This window comes from Tenacibaculum sp. SZ-18 (assembly GCF_002813915.1).
GTDB lineage: Bacteria > Bacteroidota > Bacteroidia > Flavobacteriales > Flavobacteriaceae > Polaribacter.
Map to the genome: position 1 here is coordinate 2069526 of NZ_CP019335.1, position 25645 is coordinate 2095170.

Below are 25645 nucleotides of genomic sequence, written 5' to 3' on the forward strand. Positions count from 1 at the left end.
ATTTTATCTATATAATGTAAAGTGACCCATTATTTGACGTTTTTCACCTGATAATTCAAAAAACTCAATTGTATACCAGTAATCACCAGAAGGCATAGGAAGCCCTTCGTACATTCCGTCCCATCCTGTTTGATCACCATTATATTTATTTAATTGTCTACCATAACGATCAAAAATAGTAACTCTTAACTGATGGTAACTTCGAACATTTAATGGATACCAATAATCTTGAATACCGTCTCCATCTGGTGTAAAGATGTTTGGTACTTCAATTGTAATATAAACGCCTTGTACCGTAATTGATTGTTCACAGCCCCTACTATCTCGGACAACAATAGTGTAATCTCTCGTTTGGGTTATTACAAATTGATTATCCAATGTAAAGTCTCCTCCATCAATGCTATACTCATAAGGAGGAATTCCTCCAGTAGCATTTGCTATCAATAAATTCATCTGAGAATCATCTATTGTAATTTGTAGAGGATCAATATCTTCAATTTCAATTGGCGTAATTACTCTTATACAACCATTGATATGTTCTACTTCTAAGGTATAAGTTCCTGGTGTAGCAACTGTAAATACTCCCGTATCATTACTCTCACTTTCTGGTCCAGTTAACGTATATACTACTTCATTTGCATAAATATCTGCTACGGTTCCAGTAATAACACCTTCTTGATTACAATTATAGATAACATCTATATCGAATTCCAAATCAATGGAAGGATTAAATGTAAAGGCATCTGTTCGTGCAATACATCCTCTACTATCTCTAACTATTACAACATAAGTTTCACCAGCTGTTAAATTATCGAATGTAGTTCTATCAGCAATAAATGCTCCTCCATTTAAACTTGTTGAGTATGGAGCTGTTCCCCCGTTAATTGTAATTTCGAATGATGGCGCTGTATCTTGAGTACATAACTGTTGAACAATAGTTGTTAAATCAATTTCAGCTTCTAATATTGGTGGTTCCTCAATTGTAACTGTTATAACTTCAAAACATCCTAATTCATCTTGAGTAGTTATTGTGTATGTGCCAGCTGGTAAATTATTAAACTGATTATTTGTTTGGAATCTTCCTGGATCCGTATCAATTTCATAAACATAAGCACCTGTACCACCTGTAGCATTAATTGTAATACTACCATCTGTAGATCCATTACAACTAACATCAATATGAGTTTCAGTAACCTCTAATAATGGTGGATCAACGATTTCATAATCAGCCGTTATAGCAATACAGTCTTGACTTGTAACTCTAATACTATAAATACCAGGACCAATATTATCGAAAGTATTTGATGACTGAGGTCCTACAATTGACGTGCCCGAACCATCTAATAATTCATACATATAATTTCCTAACCCTCCAGTCGCATCAGCGGACAATACTGCATTTGCATTTCCATTACATGTAATAAAGGCCGAATCCGTATTTAATGTTGCCGTTAATGGAATTAATGCTGGAACCGAAATTAATGATGGATTAGAAATACATCCATTAGCATCTCGTACGAACAATTCGTAATCTCCAGCAGGGACTGGGAAAGTATTTGTAGGAACAAAGTTAATTCCATCAATACTATATTCATAAGCACCTGTTCCGCCTGCTCCTGTTACTTCAATAGTAGCATTAGGAGAAGTACATGTAATAATAGATGTAATCGCTGCAGATGAAGTTACATCGCTAGGCTCTATAATAGTTACAGGGAATGTATTACTACAACTAAATTCATCATAAACAGTTACAACATAATTCCCAGCACCTAAACCTGTAAATTCATTATTAGGTTGAATTGAAGAAACATCTCCATTAGGGAAAGTTAAACTGTAAGTGTAAACAGCAGGATTTCCTTGACCTCCAGCAACTGAATCGACTCTAATCGAAGCAGTCTCATCACCTTCACAGGCTATTGAAGTAGTCTCGGTTACTGTTGCCGTTATTGTTGTTGGATCAGAAAGAGTAAATGTATCAGTTGAAATACAACCATTTGCATCACGAACACTTACTAAATATGTCCCTGCTGATAATCCTTCAATAATATTATTATTAGAGAAAGCTTGAACAATTGTTGTTGTAGTTGTATTCTCTAATTGATATTCATAACTACTCCATCCACCAGATCCTGTTAATATAACTCCTCCACTTGTTGGGATAGAACAGTTAATTAAGGTTGTTGTAAATGAAAGATCTAACGGAGAAGCTGGCTCATTAATCGTAACCTCTGGTGAAACTACTGGACAGAATGGACTGTCAGTCATTATAACGCTTACATAGAATGTACCTGCTCCTAATGTATTAACAGTAGTAGATCCAGTAACACCAGTACCGGTAATTCCTGTACTAATTCCTCCTGTCTGGAATATCTCATAATCATATAATCCTGTATAAGGACTACTTGTTGCAAAATCGAACGTAATGCTTCCATTAGTATCTCCGAAACAAACAACGTTGCTATCTAGACTAATATCTAAATTAAATGTTGGAGCATCATTTACTTGATGACTCGTCGTTAACACACAACCAGTAGTTGGATTTGTAACAGTGATTTCATAAATATCTACCGCTAATCCTGTAAATATACCAGTAGTATTTGTTGCACTGAATCCTGTAATTGCACCGTTTATTGTGAAATCTGCCGTGAAAGGAGTTACAGAAGTATATGTCACTGTAATATCTTCACCTGTTGCACAATCAATTGCCTTATCAACTGTAACAACTGGATCACTAATCGCGTTGAATGCAGCAATATTTACTGTGGTCATTGCAGAACATCCTTCATCATCATAAACTTCAACATCAACTGTTCCTCCTGAAGTATTCGCTGTTGCAAAAGTAAAGCTTGTATCATCTTGTGTTTCCACATTACCTGTTACTGGTGTATATGTATAAACCACTCTAATATAAGTTCCACTTCCACCAGTAATATCCGCAGTATTAACCGTTACTACCGCCGCATCAGTATTATTACCTGTAGTACAACCAAACTCAGTTACAACTGGAGTAGCTGTAAAAGTAACTGGAGCCAATTCAGTTATTGCAACTGGTGCTGAAACTGTTATACAGTTATTTGAACCTGTAGCTGTAATTACATAATTACCTGCCGGTAAGTTTGTAAACTGATTCGTTGTGATACTTCCAACTCCATTTGGATCTGGACTAATTGTATAACTTAACGGTAATAAACCATTATCTGTAGGTACAACCTCAATAATACCAGTACTGCTTCCATCACAATTATCATTATCTACTGCAACAGCCGTAAATACTGGATTGATAATTGGATCAATCGTAATATCTCTTGTGCGTGAACAAACTGGTGTGACTCCAACATCATAAACATCTACAGTATAAGTATCAGCGGTAGATACTGAGAAAGTAACAGTACTGCCCACAATCGCAACTCTAGCTACAACTGTTCCTGATCCACTATCTAATACTTCGTATTCATAGTTTCCAGAGCCCGAACTAATCGATAATTCAACCGTAGCATCTGGACTTACTGTACAATCTAATTTCTTCGTCTCTGTTAAACTAAACTCTAAGTTTGGTAATAATGTAATCGATGGACTTGGACTTGTACCTGGACAACTGTTGCTATCAACTACCTGAACTGTGTAGGTCCCTGCTGGTAAGTTTGTAAATACATTTGTCGTCTGGTTACGAATCTCTGTATTGGTCGCATCTAATAAAATATAGGTGTAAACTCCTGTTCCGCCAACTGCTGTTACAGTGATACTTCCGCCTCCCGTTAAATCACATACATTGTCATCTTTCAATAAAGTAAAGGTAACTGGAACTGGATCTGTAAGAGTTCTTGTAGCTTCAGCAACACATCCATTAGCATCTCTTACTCGTACAGTATATGTACCTGCTGATAAACCGCTAAATACATTGCTAGTTCCGTAAGCAGTGATAATCGTTGTTCCTGCTGCATCAGCTAACTCATATTCATAACTGCCCCATCCGTCTGTAGCATTTACTGTAATACTTCCATCACTTCCACCACTACAACTTACTGGACCATCAACTGTAGTAAAATCTAATGCTGCTGTTGGCTCATTAATAGTAACCTCTGGTGAAACTACTGGACAGAATGGACTATCTGTCATCGTAATACTTACATAGTAGCTACCTGCTCCTAAAGTGTTAACTGTTGTAGATCCTGTAACTCCTGTAGCAGAGGTCTCAACTGTATCATCTCCTGTAGCAACTGTACCATTTGTATTCATTACTTGGTAATCATATAATCCTGCATATGGACTACTTGTTGCAAAATCAAAAGTAATTGCCCCATTTGTATCTCCGAAACAAACAATATTGCTATCTAAACTAATATCTAAATTAAATACTGGCTCAGCACTCACCTGATGACTCGTCGTTAATACACAACCCGTAGCTGGATTGGTAACCGTAATCTCATAAATATCCTCTACTAATCCTGTAAATACTCCAGTAGTGTTAGTAGCACTAAATCCTGTATTCGCTCCACTGATAGCAAAGTCCGCTACAAGTGAACTTGTAGATGTGTACGTTACTGTAATATCCTCTCCGGTTGAACAATCAATTGCCTTATCAACTGTAACAACTGGTAAACTTAATGCATTAAATGCTGCAATATTAACACTTGTGTTAGCCGTACAACCTTCATCATCATAAACATCAATACTTACTGTACCCCCCGATGTATTTGATGTTGCAAAAGTAAAGCTGGTGCTATCCTGTGTCTCAACTGATCCAACTAATGGTGTATACGTAAATACTACTCTTACATACGTCCCACTTCCTCCTGATACATCTGCAGTATTAACCGTTACTAATGCTGCATCTGCATTATTACCCGTAGTACAACCAAACTCAGTTACAACTGGAGTAGATGTAAAACTTACTGGTGGTAATTCTGTGATTGAAACTGGTGATGAAACTGTTGTACATCCATTACTTCCTGTAGCTGTTATTACATAACTACCCGCTGGTAAATTAGTAAACTGATTCGTCGTAATACTTCCAACTCCATTTGGATCTGGACTAATGGTATAACTCAATGGTAACAAACCATTATCTGTAGCTGTCATCTCAATAATACCAGAACTGCTTCCATCACAATTAGCATTATCTACTGCAACTGCCGTAAATACTGGATTGATAACTGGATCAATCGTAATATCTCTTGTGCGTGAACAAACTGGTGTGACTCCAACATCATAAACATTTACAGTATAAGTATCAGCGGTAGATACTGAGAAAGTAACGGTACTTCCCACAATCGCAACTCTAGCTACAACTGTTCCTGATCCACTATCTAATACTTCGTATTCATAGTTTCCAGAGCCCGAGCTAATCGATAATTCAACCGTAGCATCTGGACTTACTGTACAATCTAATTTCTTCGTCTCTGTTAAACTAAACTCTAAGTTTGGTAATAATGTAATCGATGGACTTGGACTTGTACCTGGACAACTATTACTATCAACTACCTGAACTGTGTAGGTCCCTGCTGGTAAGTTTGTAAATACATTTGTCGTCTGGTTACGAATCTCTGTATTGGTCGCATCTAATAAAATATAGGTGTAAACTCCTGTTCCGCCAACTGCTGTTACAGTGATACTTCCGCCTCCCGTTAAATCACATGCATTGTCATCTTTCAATAAAGTAAAGGTAACTGGAACTGGATCTGTAAGAGTTCTTGTAGCTTCAGCAACACATCCATTAGCATCTCGTACTCGTACTGTATAAGTACCTGCTGATAAACCACTAAATACATTGTTAGTTCCGTAAGCAGTAATTACTGTTGTTCCTGCTGCATCGGCTAACTCATATTCATAGCTTCCCCATCCTCCGGTAGCGTTTACTGTGATACTTCCATCACTTCCTCCATTACAACTTACCGGACCATCAACTGTAGTAAAGCCTAATACTGCTGTTGGCTGGCTAATAGTAACCTCTGGTGAAACTACTGGACAGAACGGACTTGCAGTCATTGTAATGTTTACATAGTAAGTACCTGCTCCTAAAGTATTAACTGTTGTAGATCCTGTAACTCCTGTAGCTGAGGTCTCAACTGTATCATCTCCTGTAGTTGCTGTACCATTTGTATTCATTACTTGGTAATCATACAAACCTGCATATGGACTACTTGTAGCAAAATCAAACGTAATGCTTCCATTTGTATCTCCTAAACAAACTACGTTGCTATCTAAACTGATATCTAAATTAAACGTAGGTGCTGCATTTACTTGATGACTCACTGTTAATACACATCCTGTTGTTGGATTTGTAATCGTAATCTCATAAATATCCTCTGCTAAGTTTGTAAATACTCCGGTAGTGTTAGTAGCACTAAATCCTGTATTCGCTCCACTGATAGCAAAGTTTGCTACAAGTGAACTTGTAGATGTGTACGTTACTGTAATATCTTCTCCTGTGGAACAATCAATTGTCTTATCAACTGTAACAACTGGATCACTAATCGCATTGAATGCAGCAATGTTAACACTTGTATTTGCTGTACATCCCTCATCATCATAAACATCAATACTTACTGTCCCCCCCGATGTATTTGATGTTGCAAAAGTAAAGCTGGTGCTATCCTGTGTCTCAACTGATCCAACTAATGGTGTATATGTAAATACTACTCTTACATACGTCCCACTTCCTCCCGATACATCTGCGGTATTAACCGTTACTAATGCTGCATCTACATTATTACCCGTAGTACAACCAAACTCAGTTACAATTGGTGTAGATGTAAAACTTACTGGTGGTAATTCTGTGATTGAAACTGGTGATGAAACTGTTGTACATCCATTACTCCCTGTAGCTGTTATTAAATAATCTCCTGGTGCTAAACCTGTAAATTGTATTCCTGTTGTCGTTGCATTATAAGTTCCTCCTGCTGTTAATGTTCCATTAATTTCGTAACTCAATGGTAATAAACCATTATCTGTAGCTGTCATCTCAATAATACCAGAACTGCTTCCGTCACAATTATCATTATCTACTGCAACTGCTGTAAATACTGGATTGATAATTGGATCAATCGTAATGTCTCTTGTGCGTGAACAAACTGGTGTGACTCCAACATCATAAACATTTACAGTATAAGTATCTGCTGTAGATACTGAGAACGTAACTGTACTTCCCACAATCGCAACTCTAGCTACAACTGTTCCTGATCCACTATCTAATACTTCGTATTCATAGTTTCCTGATCCTGAACTAATCGATAATTCAATCGTAGCATCTGGACTTACTGTACAATCTAATTTCTTTGTCTCTGCTAAACTAAACTCTAAGTTTGGTAATAATGTAATCGATGGACTTGGACTTGTACCTGGACAACTATTACTATCAACTACCTGAACTGTGTAGGTCCCTGCTGGTAAATTGGTAAATACATTGGTCGTTTGGTTACGAATCTCTGTATTAGTCGCATCTAATAATATATATGTGTAAACTCCTGTTCCCCCAACTGCTGTTACAGTGATGCTTCCGCCTCCTGTTAAATCACATGCGTTGTCATCTTTCAATAAAGTAAAGGTAACTGGAACTGGATCTGTAAGAGTTCTTGTAGCTTCAGCAACACATCCATTGGCATCTCTTACTCGTACAGTATATGTACCTGCTGATAAACCGCTAAATACATTGCTAGTTCCGTAAGCAGTGATAATCGTTGTTCCTGCTGCATCAGCTAACTCATATTCATAACTGCCCCATCCGTCTGTAGCATTTACTGTAATACTTCCATCACTTCCACCACTACAACTTACTGGACCATCAACTGTAGTAAAATCTAATGCTGCTGTTGGCTCATTAATCGTAACCTCTGGTGAAACTACTGGACAGAATGGACTATCTGTCATCGTAATACTTACATAGTAGCTACCTGCTCCTAAAGTGTTAACTGTAGTAGATCCTGTAACTCCTGTAGCTGAGGTCTCAACTGTATCATCTCCTGTAGCAACTGTACCATTTGTATTCATTACTTGGTAATCATACAAACCTGCATATGGACTACTTGTAGCAAAATCAAACGTAATGCTTCCATTTGTATCTCCTAAACAAACAATATTGCTATCTAAACTAATATCTAAATTAAATACTGGCTCAGCACTCACCTGATGACTCACTGTTAATACACATCCTGTTGTTGGATTTGTAATCGTAATCTCATAAATATCCTCTGCTAAGTTTGTAAATACTCCGGTAGTGTTAGTAGCACTAAATCCTGTATTCGCTCCACTGATAGCAAAGTTTGCTACAAGTGAACTTGTAGATGTGTACGTTACTGTAATATCTTCTCCTGTGGAACAATCAATTGCCTTATCAACTGTAACAACTGGATCACTAATCGCATTGAATGCAGCAATGTTAACACTTGTATTTGCTGTACATCCCTCATCATCATAAACATCAATACTTACTGTACCCCCCGATGTATTTGATGTTGCAAAAGTAAAGCTGGTGCTATCCTGTGTCTCAACTGATCCAACTAATGGTGTATATGTAAATACTACTCTTACATACGTCCCACTTCCTCCCGATACATCTGCGGTATTAACCGTTACTAATGCTGCATCTACATTATTACCCGTAGTACAACCAAACTCAGTTACAATTGGTGTAGATGTAAAACTTACTGGTGGTAATTCTGTGATTGAAACTGGTGATGAAACTGTTGTACATCCATTACTTCCTGTAGCTGTTATTAAATAATCTCCTGGTGCTAAACCTGTAAATTGTATTCCTGTTGTCGTTGCATTATAAGTTCCTCCTGCTGTTAATGTTCCATTAATTTCGTAACTCAATGGTAATAAACCATTATCTGTAGTTGTCATCTCAATAATACCAGAACTGCTTCCGTCACAATTAGCATTATCTACTGCAACAGCCGTAAATACTGGATTGATAATTGGATCAATCGTAATATCTCTTGTGCGTGAACAAACTGGTGTGACTCCAACATCATAAACATCTACAGTATAAGTATCAGCGGTAGATACTGAGAAAGTAACAGTACTGCCCACAATCGCAACTCTAGCTACAACTGTTCCTGATCCACTATCTAATACTTCGTATTCATAGTTTCCAGAGCCCGAACTAATCGATAATTCAACCGTAGCATCTGGACTTACTGTACAATCTAATTTCTTCGTCTCTGTTAAACTAAACTCTAAGTTTGGTAATAATGTAATCGATGGACTTGGACTTGTACCTGGACAACTGTTGCTATCAACTACCTGAACTGTGTAGGTCCCTGCTGGTAAGTTTGTAAATACATTTGTCGTCTGGTTACGAATCTCTGTATTGGTCGCATCTAATAAAATATAGGTGTAAACTCCTGTTCCGCCAACTGCTGTTACAGTGATACTTCCGCCTCCCGTTAAATCACATACATTGTCATCTTTCAATAAAGTAAAGGTAACTGGAACTGGATCTGTAAGAGTTCTTGTAGCTTCAGCAACACATCCATTAGCATCTCTTACTCGTACAGTATATGTACCTGCTGATAAACCGCTAAATACATTGCTAGTTCCGTAAGCAGTGATAATCGTTGTTCCTGCTGCATCAGCTAACTCATATTCATAACTGCCCCATCCGTCTGTAGCATTTACTGTAATACTTCCATCACTTCCACCACTACAACTTACTGGACCATCAACTGTAGTAAAATCTAATGCTGCTGTTGGCTCATTAATAGTAACCTCTGGTGAAACTACTGGACAGAATGGACTATCTGTCATCGTAATACTTACATAGTAGCTACCTGCTCCTAAAGTGTTAACTGTTGTAGATCCTGTAACTCCTGTAGCAGAGGTCTCAACTGTATCATCTCCTGTAGCAACTGTACCATTTGTATTCATTACTTGGTAATCATATAATCCTGCATATGGACTACTTGTTGCAAAATCAAAAGTAATTGCCCCATTTGTATCTCCGAAACAAACAATATTGCTATCTAAACTAATATCTAAATTAAATACTGGCTCAGCACTCACCTGATGACTCGTCGTTAATACACAACCCGTAGCTGGATTGGTAACCGTAATCTCATAAATATCCTCTACTAATCCTGTAAATACTCCAGTAGTGTTAGTAGCACTAAATCCTGTATTCGCTCCACTGATAGCAAAGTCCGCTACAAGTGAACTTGTAGATGTGTACGTTACTGTAATATCCTCTCCGGTTGAACAATCAATTGCCTTATCAACTGTAACAACTGGTAAACTTAATGCATTAAATGCTGCAATATTAACACTTGTGTTAGCCGTACAACCTTCATCATCATAAACATCAATACTTACTGTACCCCCCGATGTATTTGATGTTGCAAAAGTAAAGCTGGTGCTATCCTGTGTCTCAACTGATCCAACTAATGGTGTATACGTAAATACTACTCTTACATACGTCCCACTTCCTCCTGATACATCTGCAGTATTAACCGTTACTAATGCTGCATCTGCATTATTACCCGTAGTACAACCAAACTCAGTTACAACTGGAGTAGATGTAAAACTTACTGGTGGTAATTCTGTGATTGAAACTGGTGATGAAACTGTTGTACATCCATTACTTCCTGTAGCTGTTATTACATAACTACCCGCTGGTAAATTAGTAAACTGATTCGTCGTAATACTTCCAACTCCATTTGGATCTGGACTAATGGTATAACTCAATGGTAACAAACCATTATCTGTAGCTGTCATCTCAATAATACCAGAACTGCTTCCATCACAATTAGCATTATCTACTGCAACTGCCGTAAATACTGGTGTTATTGCTGGTTCAACTGAAATCTGTCTAGTTATAATACAGCCTGAGGTTACATCCGTAACAACAACTTCATAAGTTCCACCTGCTCCTACAGAGTGATCTGTAAAAGTATCAGTACCTGTTATACTTCCCGTTGTAGTAGCTGGATCTGTAGTTGGAGCAACACCGTTAATCGTATAAGTAAAATTTCCAGTTGCCCCTAAATTAGCTCCTGAAGTAACTGAAACTCTTATTAAAGCATTTCCAGAAGTACAGTCTAAATTTTGTTGAACTGACAAACTGAAATCTAACTCATCGTAAATTATAACGGGGACAATAGAGCTTGTACATCCGCTAGCATCACGAATTATAACATTATAATTACCAGCAGTTAAACCTGTTTCCGTATATGTAACATCCATTGTTGGAGCAGAATATGTAATTCCTCCATCAATAGAAAATTCGTATGGTCCAGTACCTCCGATTGTTTCTAAACCATTTGTAGTATCGATAGTTATACTCTTATTCGGACCACATGAATTAGAAGTAACATCTGCACCTTCTAATACGACTGGTGGAACAACTGTTAATGATTGAGGACCTATAACCGTTGTACATGAAATTCCGTTGCTATCTGTTATTGTAACTGTAACATCTACTGGCAAATTAATATCCGTGACATCTGCAAAAGCCACTTCAATTAAATTTCCTGTAATTGTAGCCGTAGAAGCATTTGTTAATGAAGATACAGAATACGAATATGGAGGAAAACCACCAACAACATTATCAATTCTTATAGCTCCAGGAACAGAGCACCCAATATTATTAATAAGTGTCAAATCTGCATCTATAGCTATTCCTTCTAGTATTTGTACATCTTCACTACCAAATAAACATCCTGATGGACTAGAGGTCGTTTCAATATAATATCTTCCTGCCGCAAGTCCTGTGACTACAATATCAGCAAAGCCTACTTGCGTAATACCAGTATAACCAACTACGGGAGTACCTGCATTGGTTGATGGATCTCTAACGTATAATGTGTAATCGAATGGATCTGATAAATCTCCAGAAGTATCATTAATTACAAAAGTAATAGCACCTGTATCTGATGGTCCACCAGCACAATCATTATTAGTAGCTGTTCCTGTAATTGTAACCCCTGGTGTAAATGTATCATAAACATCTTCATTATTTTCCTCGATACAACCAGAAGCGTCACGTACATAAAAAGTATATGTTAGACCTGGCGTTAAACCAGTAAATGTTCTTGTTCTTGTAGGGTCTGGTATTCCTGATGCATCAGCTGGGAACCAAATAGTTGGATCATCAATTGCAAACTCGAAAGGTCCAACTCCATTAATTGCTTCGACAGTCACACTAAACCCGCTCGCACATGTCGCTGGATTCGCTACTGGATCAACAATAAGACCTTCAACATTAAATGGGATGGTATAAGGAGCAAAAGTTGTTAAACAACGAACTGTTGCGCCATCTACAATTCGAATAGCTGGATTTACAATAGTTCCTTGATTGATTCCTGTAAATATAGGAGATGGTTGCCATGTAGTTCCATTATCTGAACTATACTCTAAAGTATAAGGTGTAACTGCAGGCACTCCAGTAAATTCAAAACCAAATAATGATTCATTTCCAACAAATGGTGTACCACATGTAGGTAAAATAGGGGCTAACGTTGCAGTTAATAATGGTGGATCTGTTAAAATTACAGATTCACTATCAGTACACCCTAAATCATCCGTAATACTTACAGTATAGTTCCCTGCTGACAAGTTTGTAAAAGTATATGTTGTTCCTGCGAAATCATTAACATTAGTAGTTGTAGTACCGTCTGTTATTGTTAAATCATGAGGAGATAATCCATTTGATATAGTCACTTCTATACTACCAGAATCTCCATTACATGTCGGTTGCGTATCAGTTAAAGATATAGAAACAGCTGTTACAGTATTAATTGTAACATTTGCCACAACCGTCTCACAATAACCAGTAGCTCCTGCATTATCTCTTACATAAACATCATAAGTTCCAGATGGCAGACTGATAGGATTTGTTGTATTAAAAGTTACGTCTGCTGGTGTACCTGCTCCAGTTGCGGTAACAGAGTATACATAAGATCCATCACCACCTAATGCATTCACATTAATAGAACCGTTATTACAACTTTCATCGATAACATCAACTGATGCTATAAGCTCATCATTAATAATTCTTACTAATTGTGTCGTAGTACATCCACTTCCGTCTATTACATCAATTGTATATGAACCAGCTCCTAAACCTGTAAAAGTATAAGTTGGAGTACCAGGTACTTGTGGCGCTCCTCCATTTAATATATATTGATAGTCGCCGTTACCAGATGTAATTGTAACAACTATTTCTCCATTAGTTCCATCATAACAATTTGTTGGAACAGCATCAAATATAACTGGAGTTATAGCGGCCACATTAATATTAAATACTGCGGATAAACAACCATTTGTATCTTGAGCTATAAGAGTATGTGCCCCTGCTGCTACATCTGTAAATGACCCAGTCTGGAATGCTCCAGTACCATCTAATTGATATGTGTAAGGTCCTGTACCGCCAGTAGCGGTAGGTTCTATTGTTGCACCAATAGCTGGATCACATGTTACGTCTTTCGTTATTGTAGCATTTGCTAAAACTGGAGTTGCTTCCCCAATATTTACAGAAAGTGTTCTTTCACAAGCCGCTGATGCTGCATCTGGTCTTACTCTAACGTCATATGTTGCGGCAGAAAGTCCAGTAATTGTAATTGGTGAAGTTGAAGTTGAAGTGTAAGTAGCTCCTCCATCAGTACTATATTCATAGGTACCTGAGAAGTTTAAAACATTTATTGTAAACTCTCCGTCACTTCCTCCGTTACACGTAGCATCCGTAATACTTGCACTAACTACTTGTGCCTGGAATTCCTGATTTGATTGAATAGTTACTATAACATCTGTTGTACATGAACTTCCGTAGTCAATTGTGATTGTACTATTTCCTACTGGTAAATTGTTAAATACATTTGAAGTCTGGGTACTTCCGCCTAAAGTATAAGTATAACTTGGGTCTGTCGGTGTAAGTGTTGCATTTCCACTTCCATCACAATTGTATGAAACACTATAACTAAATGTAGGCTCTGTTGGTAATGGTGCAATTACAATATCTGCTAAATTTAACTGACAGCCATTTGAATCGCGTACGGTTAAAACATAAGTACCTTCAGTTAAATTATTATAAACTAAATCGGTAGAGTAAACTCCATTTACTCCATATGTATATGGTCCTGTTCCTCCTGTAGCTCCTACGAAAGTGATCTCACCATTTTGTAAACAACTATATGACTGAGTTAAGCTTGCACTACTTATTATAGGATTTGGTGTTGCTATAGTAACACTTGCTGTAGAGGATATACATCCATTAGCATCTGTTACTACAAAATCATAATCTCCGTCAGCTAATCCAGTGTAATTACGAACAACATCACTTGAAGTTGCTGCTGGTATCGCTGTTCCTGTACTTGTAACAGTAACTGTATAGTCTGCAATTCCATCTGAAATATTGATACTAATCGAACCTGTATCGCCAGAACAACTTGGCTGTGTTGCAGTTGCAACAACACTTGGACTTGTAATCGATCCAACTGTAATCGTCTCTGTATAGGTACAACTTAATCCATCTCGTATCGTGACATCGTAATCTCCAGCTGTAGAAATAGCAAAAACGTTACCTGTCTGGAAAGAAGTAGCATCTCCTGTAGGTACAACAGAATATTCATAACTTCCATCTCCTCCACTTGCTGTAACTGTCACACTTCCGTCATTACATGTAACTGGTGTACTTGCAACTGTTCCTAATAATTGTGTATTGATTGTCTCTGTTGAAGCTGTTGATACACAACCAAATCCATCTCTAACTAAAACTGTAAATGTTCCTGGTGCTAATCCAGTAAACGTATAACTCGTTGCAGTTGTTGGACTTGGAACTTGCCAGCTTGCTCCGTTATCAATACTAAAATTGTAATCACTTCCTGATCCTCCTGATGCTGTAATTGCTATCTGACCATTTGTTCCATCATAACATGCTGTTGGAACAGCTGTATGTGTTGGATTAGTTGAAGGATTTACCGTAATATTAAATACTGCTGATAAACATCCATTTGTATCTTGAGCTATAATTGTATGAGCTCCCGCCGCAACATTTGTGAATGGAGTTGATTGAAATGCTCCAGCTCCATCTAATTGATATGTATAAGGTCCATTTCCACCTGTAGCACTCGGCTCAATCGTTGCTCCTATTGCAGGATTACATGTTACTTCTTTTGTAATAATACCATTAGCAACTACAACTGTTGGTTCTCCAATAGTTACCGAAAGTGTTCTTTCACAAGTTGAAGAGGCAGCATTAGGTCTAACTCTTACATCATAAGTCGCAGCGGAAAGCCCTGTTACAGTAATTGGCGAAGTACCTGTAGTAGTATATGTTGTACCTCCATCTGTACTATATTCATACGTTCCTGTAAAGTTTGAAACATTCATAGTAAACTCTCCATCACTTCCACCATTACAAGTAGCACCCGTAATACTATCAAAAAGTTGAGCTCGAAATTCTTGATTTGGTTGAATAGTTACAATAACATCTGTTGTACAGGAACTTCCATAGTCAATTGTGATTGTACTATTTCCTACTGGTAAATTGTTAAATATATTTGAAGTCTGGGTACTTCCTCCTAAAGTATAAGTATAACTTGGGTCTGTCGGTGTAAGTGTTGCATTTCCACTTCCATCACAATTGTATGAAACACTATAACTAAATGTAGGCTCTGTTGGTAATGGTGCAATTACAATATCTGCTAAATTTAACTGACAGCCGTTTGAATCGCGTACGGTTAAAACATAAGTACCTTCAGTTAAATTATTATAAACTAAATCGGTAGAGTAAACTCCATTTACTCCATATGTATACGGTCCTGTTCCTCCTGTAGCTCCTACGAAAGTGATCTCACCATTTTGTAAACAACTATATGACTGAGTTAAGCTTGCACTACTTACTATAGGATTTGGTGTTGCTATAGTAACACTTGCTGTAGAGGATATACATCCATTAGCATCTGTTACTACAAAATCATAATCTCCGTCAGCTAATCCAGTGTAATTACGAACAACATCACTTGAAGTTGCTGCTGGTATCGCCGTTCCTGTACTTGTAACAGTAACTGTATAGTCTGCAACTCCATCTGAAATATTGATACTAATCGAACCTGTATCGCCAGAACAACTTGATTGTATTGCAGTTGCAACAACACTTGGACTTGTAATTGATCCAACTGTAATCGTCTCTGTATAGGTACAACTTAATCCATCTCGAATCGTTACATCGTAATCTCCAGCTGTAGAAATAGCAAAAACGTTACCTGTCTGAAAAGAAGTAGCATCTCCTGTCGGTACAACAGAATATTCATAACTTCCATCTCCTCCACTTGCTGTAACTGTCACGCTTCCGTCATTACATGTAACTGGTGTACTTGCAACTGTTCCTAATAATTGTGTATTGATTGTCTCTGTTGAAGCTGTTGATACACAACCAAATCCATCTCTAACTAAAACTGTAAATGTTCCTGGTGCTAATCCAGTAAACGTATAACTCGTTGCAGTTGTTGGACTTGGAACTTGCCAGCTTGCTCCGTTATCAATACTAAAATTGTAATCACTTCCTGATCCTCCTGATGCTGTAATTGCTATCTGACCATTTGTTCCATCATAACATGCTGTTGGAACAGCTGTATGTGTTGGATTAGTTGAAGGATTTACCGTAATTGTTGTAAAATCTGTTGAAACACATTCAAAATCAACTGGAACACAGGCATCTGGACAAGAAGCCCCGTCATTCTCACCGGAAGGTGTTCCTTGATACAACTTTACTCCTGAGGGATTAGATGTTGTGTAATCATCAACTCTAAATACCTCCCCTGTAGAATTACTGAAGATATACAAATCATTCAAGGCATCTGTAAATACACTTCCGAACCCGGAACCAGAAACTCCATCAATGGTAGTTCTGTTCACAATAATTGGATTTGATGATAAATCAAGTGTTAAAAGTTGATTACCTTTCGCTCCATATGCACTTCCACCAATAACTACTAAATCTGCAGCGCGATTTCCCCCCCAAGAAACATTAAAGATTTGTGCTTCTCGTGTTGTGACATTGATTCTTGCTAGTGTATTTGAAGTATTATTTACCCATAGATTTCCAGCTTGATCAAAAAATGCAATATTTGGTCTCCTTGTAAAACTCAGTGGAGCTCCTCCACTGGTAATTGGACCTAGAACGGTTGCAACACCATCTCTATCCATACGATAAAGATTATTTGTCACATCTACAATACCATACATGAAATAATCATTAGGACTAATTGCAAGCGAATTAGTTGAAACTGTTGGATTTGATACAAATTCGTTATTTCCTGTTATTGGATCAATAATTCTTAATACACCTGATATTAATTGATAAAATCCAGGAGTACAAGTTCCTGTTGCACCCCCACCAGAAGATGGTGGTGTTGCAGAACAATCACATGTACTACAGTCCCTGCTATCTTGAACAAAAACTTGGTAAGGTGTTGTACTGGGAGCAACGTTTGTAAATATATTTGAAGTCTGCCAAGTGGTTCCATCTAAACTATATTCATAAGGAGGGAATCCTCCTGTCGCAGTTGCCGTAATTGTGGCTCCTGAATTTGTAGTTGCACAGGTTGCTGGTGTTGTAATAATTGCAGTAACATCTAAAGGAGTCAAATCTGAAATAATTACCTCTCCTAATCTTACCGGACAAGAAATTGAAGCACTCGTATCTCTTATATAAATGTCATATGTATCCGCAACTAAATCTTCAATAATAAATGGTGATGCTGTTATAGGGATGTAATTGGCTCCTCCATCTACAGAATATTCATAATCTCCTCCTGTGAAGTTAGTTACAGTAATTGATATTGTCCCGTTTCCTACTGTATTACAATAGTTATCTGTACTTCCTGTAATACTTCCTGTAAACTCTTGATTTGGTTGAATAGTTACTATAACATCTGTTGTACATGAACTTCCATAGTCAATTGTGATTGTACTATTTCCTACTGGTAAATTGTTAAATACATTTGAAGTCTGGGTACTTCCCCCTAAAGTATAAGTATAACTTGGGTCTGTCGGTGTAAGTGTTGCATTTCCACTTCCATCACAATTGTATGAAACACTATAACTAAATGTAGGCTCTGTTGGTAATGGTGCAATGACTATATCTGCTAAATTTAACTGACAGCCGTTTGAATCGCGTACGGTTAAAACATAAGTACCTTCAGTTAAATTATTATAAACTAAATCGGTAGAGTAAACTCCATTTACTCCATATGTATACGGCCCTGTTCCTCCTGTAGCTCCTACGAAAGTGATCTCACCATTTTGTAAACAACTATATGACTGAGTTAAGCTTGCACTACTTACTATAGGATTTGGTGTTGCTATAGTAACACTTGCTGTAGAGGATATACATCCAGTAGCATCTGTTACTACAAAATCATAATCTCCGTCAGCTAATCCAGTGTAATTACGAACAACATCACTTGAAGTTGCTGCTGGTATCGCTGTTCCTGTGCTTGTAACAGTAACTGTATAGTCTGCAACTCCATCTGAAATATTGATACTAATCGAACCTGTATCGCCAGAACAACTTGGTTGTGTTGCAGTTGCAAAAACACTTGGACTTGTAATTGATCCAACTGTAATCGTCTCTGTATAGGTACAACTTAATCCATCTCGTATCGTGACATCGTAATCTCCAGCTGTAGAAATAGCAAAAACATTTCCTGTCTGGAAAGAAGTAGCATCTCCTGTCGGTACAACAGAATATTCATAACTTCCATCTCCCCCACTTGCTGTAACTGTCACACTTCCGTCATTACATGTAACTGGTGTACTTGCAACTGTTCCTAATAATTGTGTATTGATTGTCTCTGTTGAAGCTGTTGATACACAACCAAATCCATCTCTAACTAAAACTGTAAATGTCCCTGGTGCTAATCCAGTAAACGTATAACTCGTTGCAGTTGTTGGACTTGGAACTTGCCAGCTTGCTCCGTTATCAATACTAAAATTGTAATCACTTCCTGATCCTCCTGATGCTGTAATTGCTATCTGACCATTTGTTCCATCATAACATGCCGTTGGAACAGCTGTATGTGTTGGATTAGTTGAAGGATTTACCGTAATATTAAATACTGCTGATAAACAACCATTTGAATCTTGGGCTATTACTGTATGTACTCCCGCTGAAACATCCGTAAATGAACCAGTCTGAAATGATCCTGATCCATCTAATTGATATGTATAAGGTCCATTTCCACCTGTAGCACTCGGCTCAATCGTTGCTCCTATTGCAGGATTACATGTTACTTCTTTTGTAATAATACCATTAGCAACCACAACTGTTGGTTCTCCAATAGTTACCGAAAGTGTTCTTTCACAAGATGAAGAGGCAGCATTAGGTCTAACTCTTACATCATAAGTCGCAGCGGAAAGCCCTGTTACAGTAATTGGCGAAGTACCTGCAGTAGTATATGTTGTACCTCCATCTGTACTATATTCATACGTTCCTGTAAAGTTTGAAACATTCAAAGTAAACTCTCCATCACTTCCACCATTACAAGTAGCACCCATAATACTATCAAAAAGTTGAGCTCGAAATTCTTGATTTGGTTGAATAGTTACTATAACATCTGTAGTACATGAACTTCCATAGTCAACTGTAATTGTACTATTTCCTACTGGTAAATTGTTAAATACATTTGAAGTCTGGGTACTTCCGCCTAAAGTATAAGTATAACTTGGGTCTGTCGGTGTAAGTGTTGCATTTCCACTTCCATCACAATTATAAGAAACACTATAACTAAATGTAGGCTCTGTTGGTAATGGTGCAATTACTATATCTGCTAAATTTAACTGACAGCCATTTGAATCTCGTACGGTTAAAACATAAGTACCTTCAGTTAAATTATTATAAACTAAATCGGTAGAGTAAACTCCATTTACTCCATATGTATACGGTCCTGTTCCTCCTGTAGCTCCTACGAAAGTGATCTCACCATTTTGTAAACAACTATATGACTGAGTTAAGCTTGCACTACTTACTATAGGATTTGGTGTTGCTATAGTAACACTTGCTGTAGAGGAAATACATCCATTAGCATCTGTTACTACAAAATCATAATCTCCGTCAGCTAATCCAGTGTAATTACGAACAACATCACTTGAAGTTGCTGCTGGTATCGCTGTTCCTGTGCTTGTAACAGTAACTGTATAGTCTGCAACTCCATCTGAAATATTGATACTAATCGAACCTGTATCGCCAGAACAACTTGGTTGTGTTGCAGTTGCAACAACACTTGGACTTGTAATTGATCCAACTGTAATCGTCTCTGTATAGGTACAACTTAATCCATCTCGTATCGTGACATCGTAATCTCCAGCTGTAGAAATAGCAAAAACATTTCCTGTCTGGAAAGAAGTAGCATCTCCTGTCGGTACAACAGAATATTCATAACTTCCATCTCCTCCACTTGCTGTAACTGTCACACTTCCGTCATTACATGTAACTGGTGTACTTGCAACTGTTCCTAATAATTGTGTATTGATTGTCTCTGTTGAAGCTGTTGATACACAACCAAATCCATCTCTAACTAAAACTGTAAATGTCCCTGGTGCTAATCCAGTAAACGTATAACTCGTTGAAGTTGTTGGACTTGGAACTTGCCAGCTTGCTCCGTTATCAATACTAAAATTGTAATCCCCAGAACCAGTATTAGCCGTTATCGTAATCTGACCATTTGTTCCATCATAACATGCCGTTGGTACTGCTGTATGTGTAACTGTTGGTGGATCTGGAATAACAATTTCGAATGGTGTACAACCAACTTGGTTAACAGTCATGCTCACATTATCGATAAAGTTACCAACAGATATACTTCCTGAAGCAGTTGAAACGGCCTCAAATGCAATTATTGTAGTTGTTTGTCCTGCTGGAACAGTATAACTGCCAGAATAAGAACCCCAACCAGAAGTTCCATCTGACATGGTTTCAACTACAGTAGCTGTAGATAAAGTACCTCCAATTTTAACTTCGGCAACATCAACACCTGATCTACCTCTGTGATCAACAGACCAATTAATTACATCACCTTCACGGGTACAGAATTCTTGATAAAGCGAAGAAACTAAATTTGCATTTAATTCAGCAAATTGGTTTCCTTCTGACGCTGGGACTCCATTAAATCCTGACCTCCAAATTTCAATCCTATTATCTGCTGCAGTAGTTTCCCAGCCTGCAATTTGATTCTCATCAACAATTCTAAATGTTGTAACTGGTACACTTGTGTCCTCAAATCCTCCATTTTCAAAAGGATTGGTAGAACATCCACACTCTGTACAAGAATTCGCATCTCTAATATTGACTATGTAAATGCCAGGTGCTAAATTTGCAAATACTGTAGAAGTTTGCCAGTTAACTCCGTTGTCAATACTATATTCGTAAGGTGGAAAACCACCTGAACCCTGAACAGAGACTGTTGCCGTTCCTCCACTAATACAACTTGGATCAGTAGTTACTGTTCCTGTTACCTCTAATAAATCTGGTTCTTCAATAGTAACTTGACCTAAATTGATGTCGCAAAAAATTGAACCTGATGTTTCTCTAATAATTACATCGTACGTACCTGCAGCTAAACCAACAATTCTATATGGGTTATCTCCTGTAGTTGACCAACTTATTCCATTGTCAACTGATACTTCATAAGTAGAACCTGTTAAATTAGAAGCAGATACTTCTATTGTTCCGTTATCCGATCCATTACATGTAGAATCAGTACTCCCGAGGAGAGAACCTGTAAATTGTTGATTTGGAGAAATTCCGATTATAACATCTGTTGTACATGAACTACCATAATCAACTGTAACTGTAGTGTTACCGACAGGTAAATTGTTAAAAACATTTGATGTTTGTGTGATTCCACCAACTGAGTAAGTATAACTAGCATCAGTTGGAGTTATTGTTGCATTTCCTGTTCCGTCACAATTATAAACAACATTATATGTAAATGTTGGCTCTGTTGGAAGAGGATCAATAACAATATCGGGTAAATTTAATTGACATCCATTGGTATCTCTAATAGAAATTGAATAAATACCTTCTGTTAAATTATTATATACTAGGTCTGTAGAATAAACTCCATTAAGACCATAAGTGTATGGACCAGCTCCTCCAGTTGCAGCAGTAAAGGTAATTTGACCATTTTGTGTACAAGTATATATTTGTGTTAAACTCGCGCTTCCTGACAATGAACTAGGATTTGTAATATCAATAGGACCTACTGTATAATCACAGGTAAAACCTCCTTTAGTAGCACGTATATCTATTGTATAGGCATTTGGAGATAAACCAGTAAAACTATTTGATGCTCCATAAGTTACGCCTCCATCTATACTATATTGCAAACTATAGCCAATTAACCCAGGAGGTGTTGTAGAATTAACGGTAATACTTCCATCTGTTGCACCATCACAGCTTGGGTTATCAACTACGGTGGTGAATTGAAGCGGATCCTCCAAAACAACAGTTACCGCAGATGATACTTGCGAACAGTTGTTTGCATCGACAATAATAAATTCATAAGTACCTTCCTCACCGCTTGGAATCGTATAAGTTGTTCCTGTAAAAAACTCTGTAGAAGGAATATCTGAAACACTCGAATATGAAATTGATGTTCCTGACCCCGTATATGACCAAACAGCGAAATTATAACCTGTACCTGGGGTACCTCCATTTCCAGATAACGTGATAATGCCATCATTACAATTTATGTCTTTTGTTACAACTGCAGAAATATTCAGAGCTGGTGGAACTGTAAATGCAGACGTATCTTCGGAAAAACTACAGTCTGCTGTGGTAACTTGAACCGTGTAAACGCCAGACCCTGTCACAGGAAAATCTCTAGAAGTATCTACAGTTGGACCAAAAGTACTTACTACAGAACCTCCATTGGAAATAGTATAAGTGTAAGGGCTTGGTATACTGCTATTTATTTGAACATTAATATTTCCTGAATCCCCAGCACAAAGAATCGGGCTTGTAGTTACATCTACATCAATGTCTGTTGAGTTAATTGGATATCCTGGATAAGGATATACGCACGAAGTTGCATCATTCTTTATATAAATGTCATAATTTCCAGCAGTCGTAATAGAAAAAGTATTCGATCCTTGATAAGAAGAATCTGGAGGAACTGGACCACCCGCAGTAACTATTGCATATTCATATCCTGAAGGAACATTATTAATAGTAATACCTCCTGCATTTCCACAAATAATATCCTCCGTAACGATTGTCGGATTAATCGTTGCTTTAAACACATTAAAATAGTAACGATCAAAACAGCCTCCTGGCTCTGTTACTTCCAATCGGTATTGTCCTGCATCTGAAAAACTTCTAGTTGTAGCGTTTACATCTGTCGTTACATCTTCCCAACACAAGGCTGTTTGATTTGGACAACTTGGATCAGGATCTGGAGTACAACTTGAACTGAGTCTTTGCCATCTCACTGTTGTGGGCGCAGTTACACCCGTTATAATTTCCCTAGAATCAGAATCTCCACATAAATAAATTTCTACTAACTCTAAACCATTGTTAGGACATGTTAAAATATTATCACCAAAACTTGCAATTGGATTGGTTCCTGTTCCAAAAGGTGAAACTATAAAAGTTTCATTTGAAGTAACACAAGCCGCTGGAACACCAGCAGGATTTACTTTTGTAACTGTATAAGTACCTGGAGAAGTCACTATCTGTGTTGTTCCCGTTCCAATTATATTACCAGAAGAATCTGACCATTCATACGACGTAAAACCAGAACCTGGAATTAATTCCACTGATGGACCACATAATGAAACATTCTGAGTAAAACTACAGCCACTGGTATCTACCAGAAAGTTAGAAGTACCAGTAATTCCGAAATTACATGCATCAATTCCAGAAACACTTGGTGCATTATTTACAACCACTCCCCCTTGAATACCTTCATATCTAGCAAAAGCCTGATTTTCAATAACATTAGAACATACATCTCTCAATTGATTACAGTCTGAAACAACTTGCACATGTAACCTAATATTATGTATTGATCCTCCTTCTTCAACAAGACTATCTGGAATCGTGAATTCTAATTCTCCTCTAAATCCATTGGCTAAAACTGGAGGATCATAGGTGTAGGTTACACCAGCTGGAACAGAAATATCTGAAGCTATTAAATCTACATTTACAGGAAGTCTATCAGTAATTACCGTATTCTCGGCATCATCCGTTCCAACATTTTGGAAACTTACATTATACCATAAATCACTACCTAAACCTACATTAGAACCTGCGATATTGTTACCTGCACCGTCGTCAATACTTTTAACCATTTGAATATCAGGTTCAATAATCTCTATTGCCATACCGATTAAAAACGGCCAATAAACATCCCCACCAGTAGTAAATCTAGCGTTCAGACTATTTTGATTATTTGCAATAACAGAATTAGACGGATTACTTAAGTTAAATAAATCTATATCAAAACCTAAAGTATTCTCACTGTCAGGATTTCTTGTTGTTACAAAATTATCATATTGTGTTATACTTCCATTAAAAAAGTTGTCTTGAGGATTCCTATTTGGCGTGGAAATATTATTATAGTTTGAAGATACATCTTGAACCTGTAAATTATCTCCTGAAATATAAGTATCACCTTCCAAAGTTGCAGTAAGTAACTGAGTTCTTACAGGTCCAGAGGGCACTGTGGTAAAGCCCGAAAAACTAATATCTGTACTATTAGACCCATCAATAGTTGAAAAACCATCAAAAATAGAAATATTTTTACTCGACTGTGTTGAATTTTCGTAAACAACAACTAATACCCAACCTGCAGCTCCTCCTAAACCATAGTTAGCATCCCATCCTGTAGTAGCTCTGATATTCGCAGCATAATAATCTCCATTTGGATCGGATAAATTTTGAAGATCTGTTGTTACATCTTTAAAACAAACGTAAGGCCTTTGTGTCGGTGTACCATTGTCATATATAACCTCATCAGCACTTATATCTTGATAATCTCCTCCTGGTAATCTAAATTTTATATCTCTGTAATCTCCAGGTCTTGTTCCTTCGCTCTCCCATGTTTCATATGGAAAAACTCCTGCCCAATAAAGCCCTGCATAAACTACTCTTGAACAATTTGGTAAATTTAAAGTTGACTTTGAAGATGAAAATGTGGAATTGAAGCCAGAAATACCTTCGATATCATCAATATCAATATAATCCATAAAAAAGTTACCGTTATTTATAACGTAGTAACCTCCAAAATAGTCAATAACTAAATCCGAATCATACGGATCATCTGGGGTAAGATTGGTTGTTAAATCAGAACCAACAATTAAGGTCTCAGGATCCACAAAATTAAAGTCCCAAGGAGAATTTTCTGTATCTCTGTTCAGGATATTATTTCCAACGAAAGTAATATTACCCTGAACATTTATTCCACCTGCAGTTAATCTTTGGGTAAAAGGTACATCTGGTTTTCTTAATAATGATCTATCGACCTTTTCTTTATATGCATTTGTCTTAAAACCACTTCCCACGGGAACTTTATTAAGAGCTTTCTTTGTGGTTCTATCAATTTGGGCAAATGATAATATAGAACCTAAAAGAAATACAAATAGTGTAAGTATTTTTTTATTCATTTTTGGGGATTTGAATATTATTTTTTACTCTTTTTAAGGTATGAAA

Annotated in this window: 1 protein-coding gene; it reads right to left on the bottom strand. The window is 37.3% G+C overall.

Going from position 1 to position 25645, the window contains the following annotated elements; genetic code table 11:
- Positions 1–3: 3 nt before the first annotated feature.
- Positions 4–25599 carry a T9SS type B sorting domain-containing protein gene (locus tag BTO06_RS09165; protein WP_100925015.1) on the bottom strand — a complete coding sequence of 8532 codons (25596 nt, stop codon included), beginning with the start codon at positions 25597–25599 and terminating at the stop codon, positions 4–6.
- Positions 25600–25645 lie beyond the last annotated feature (46 nt).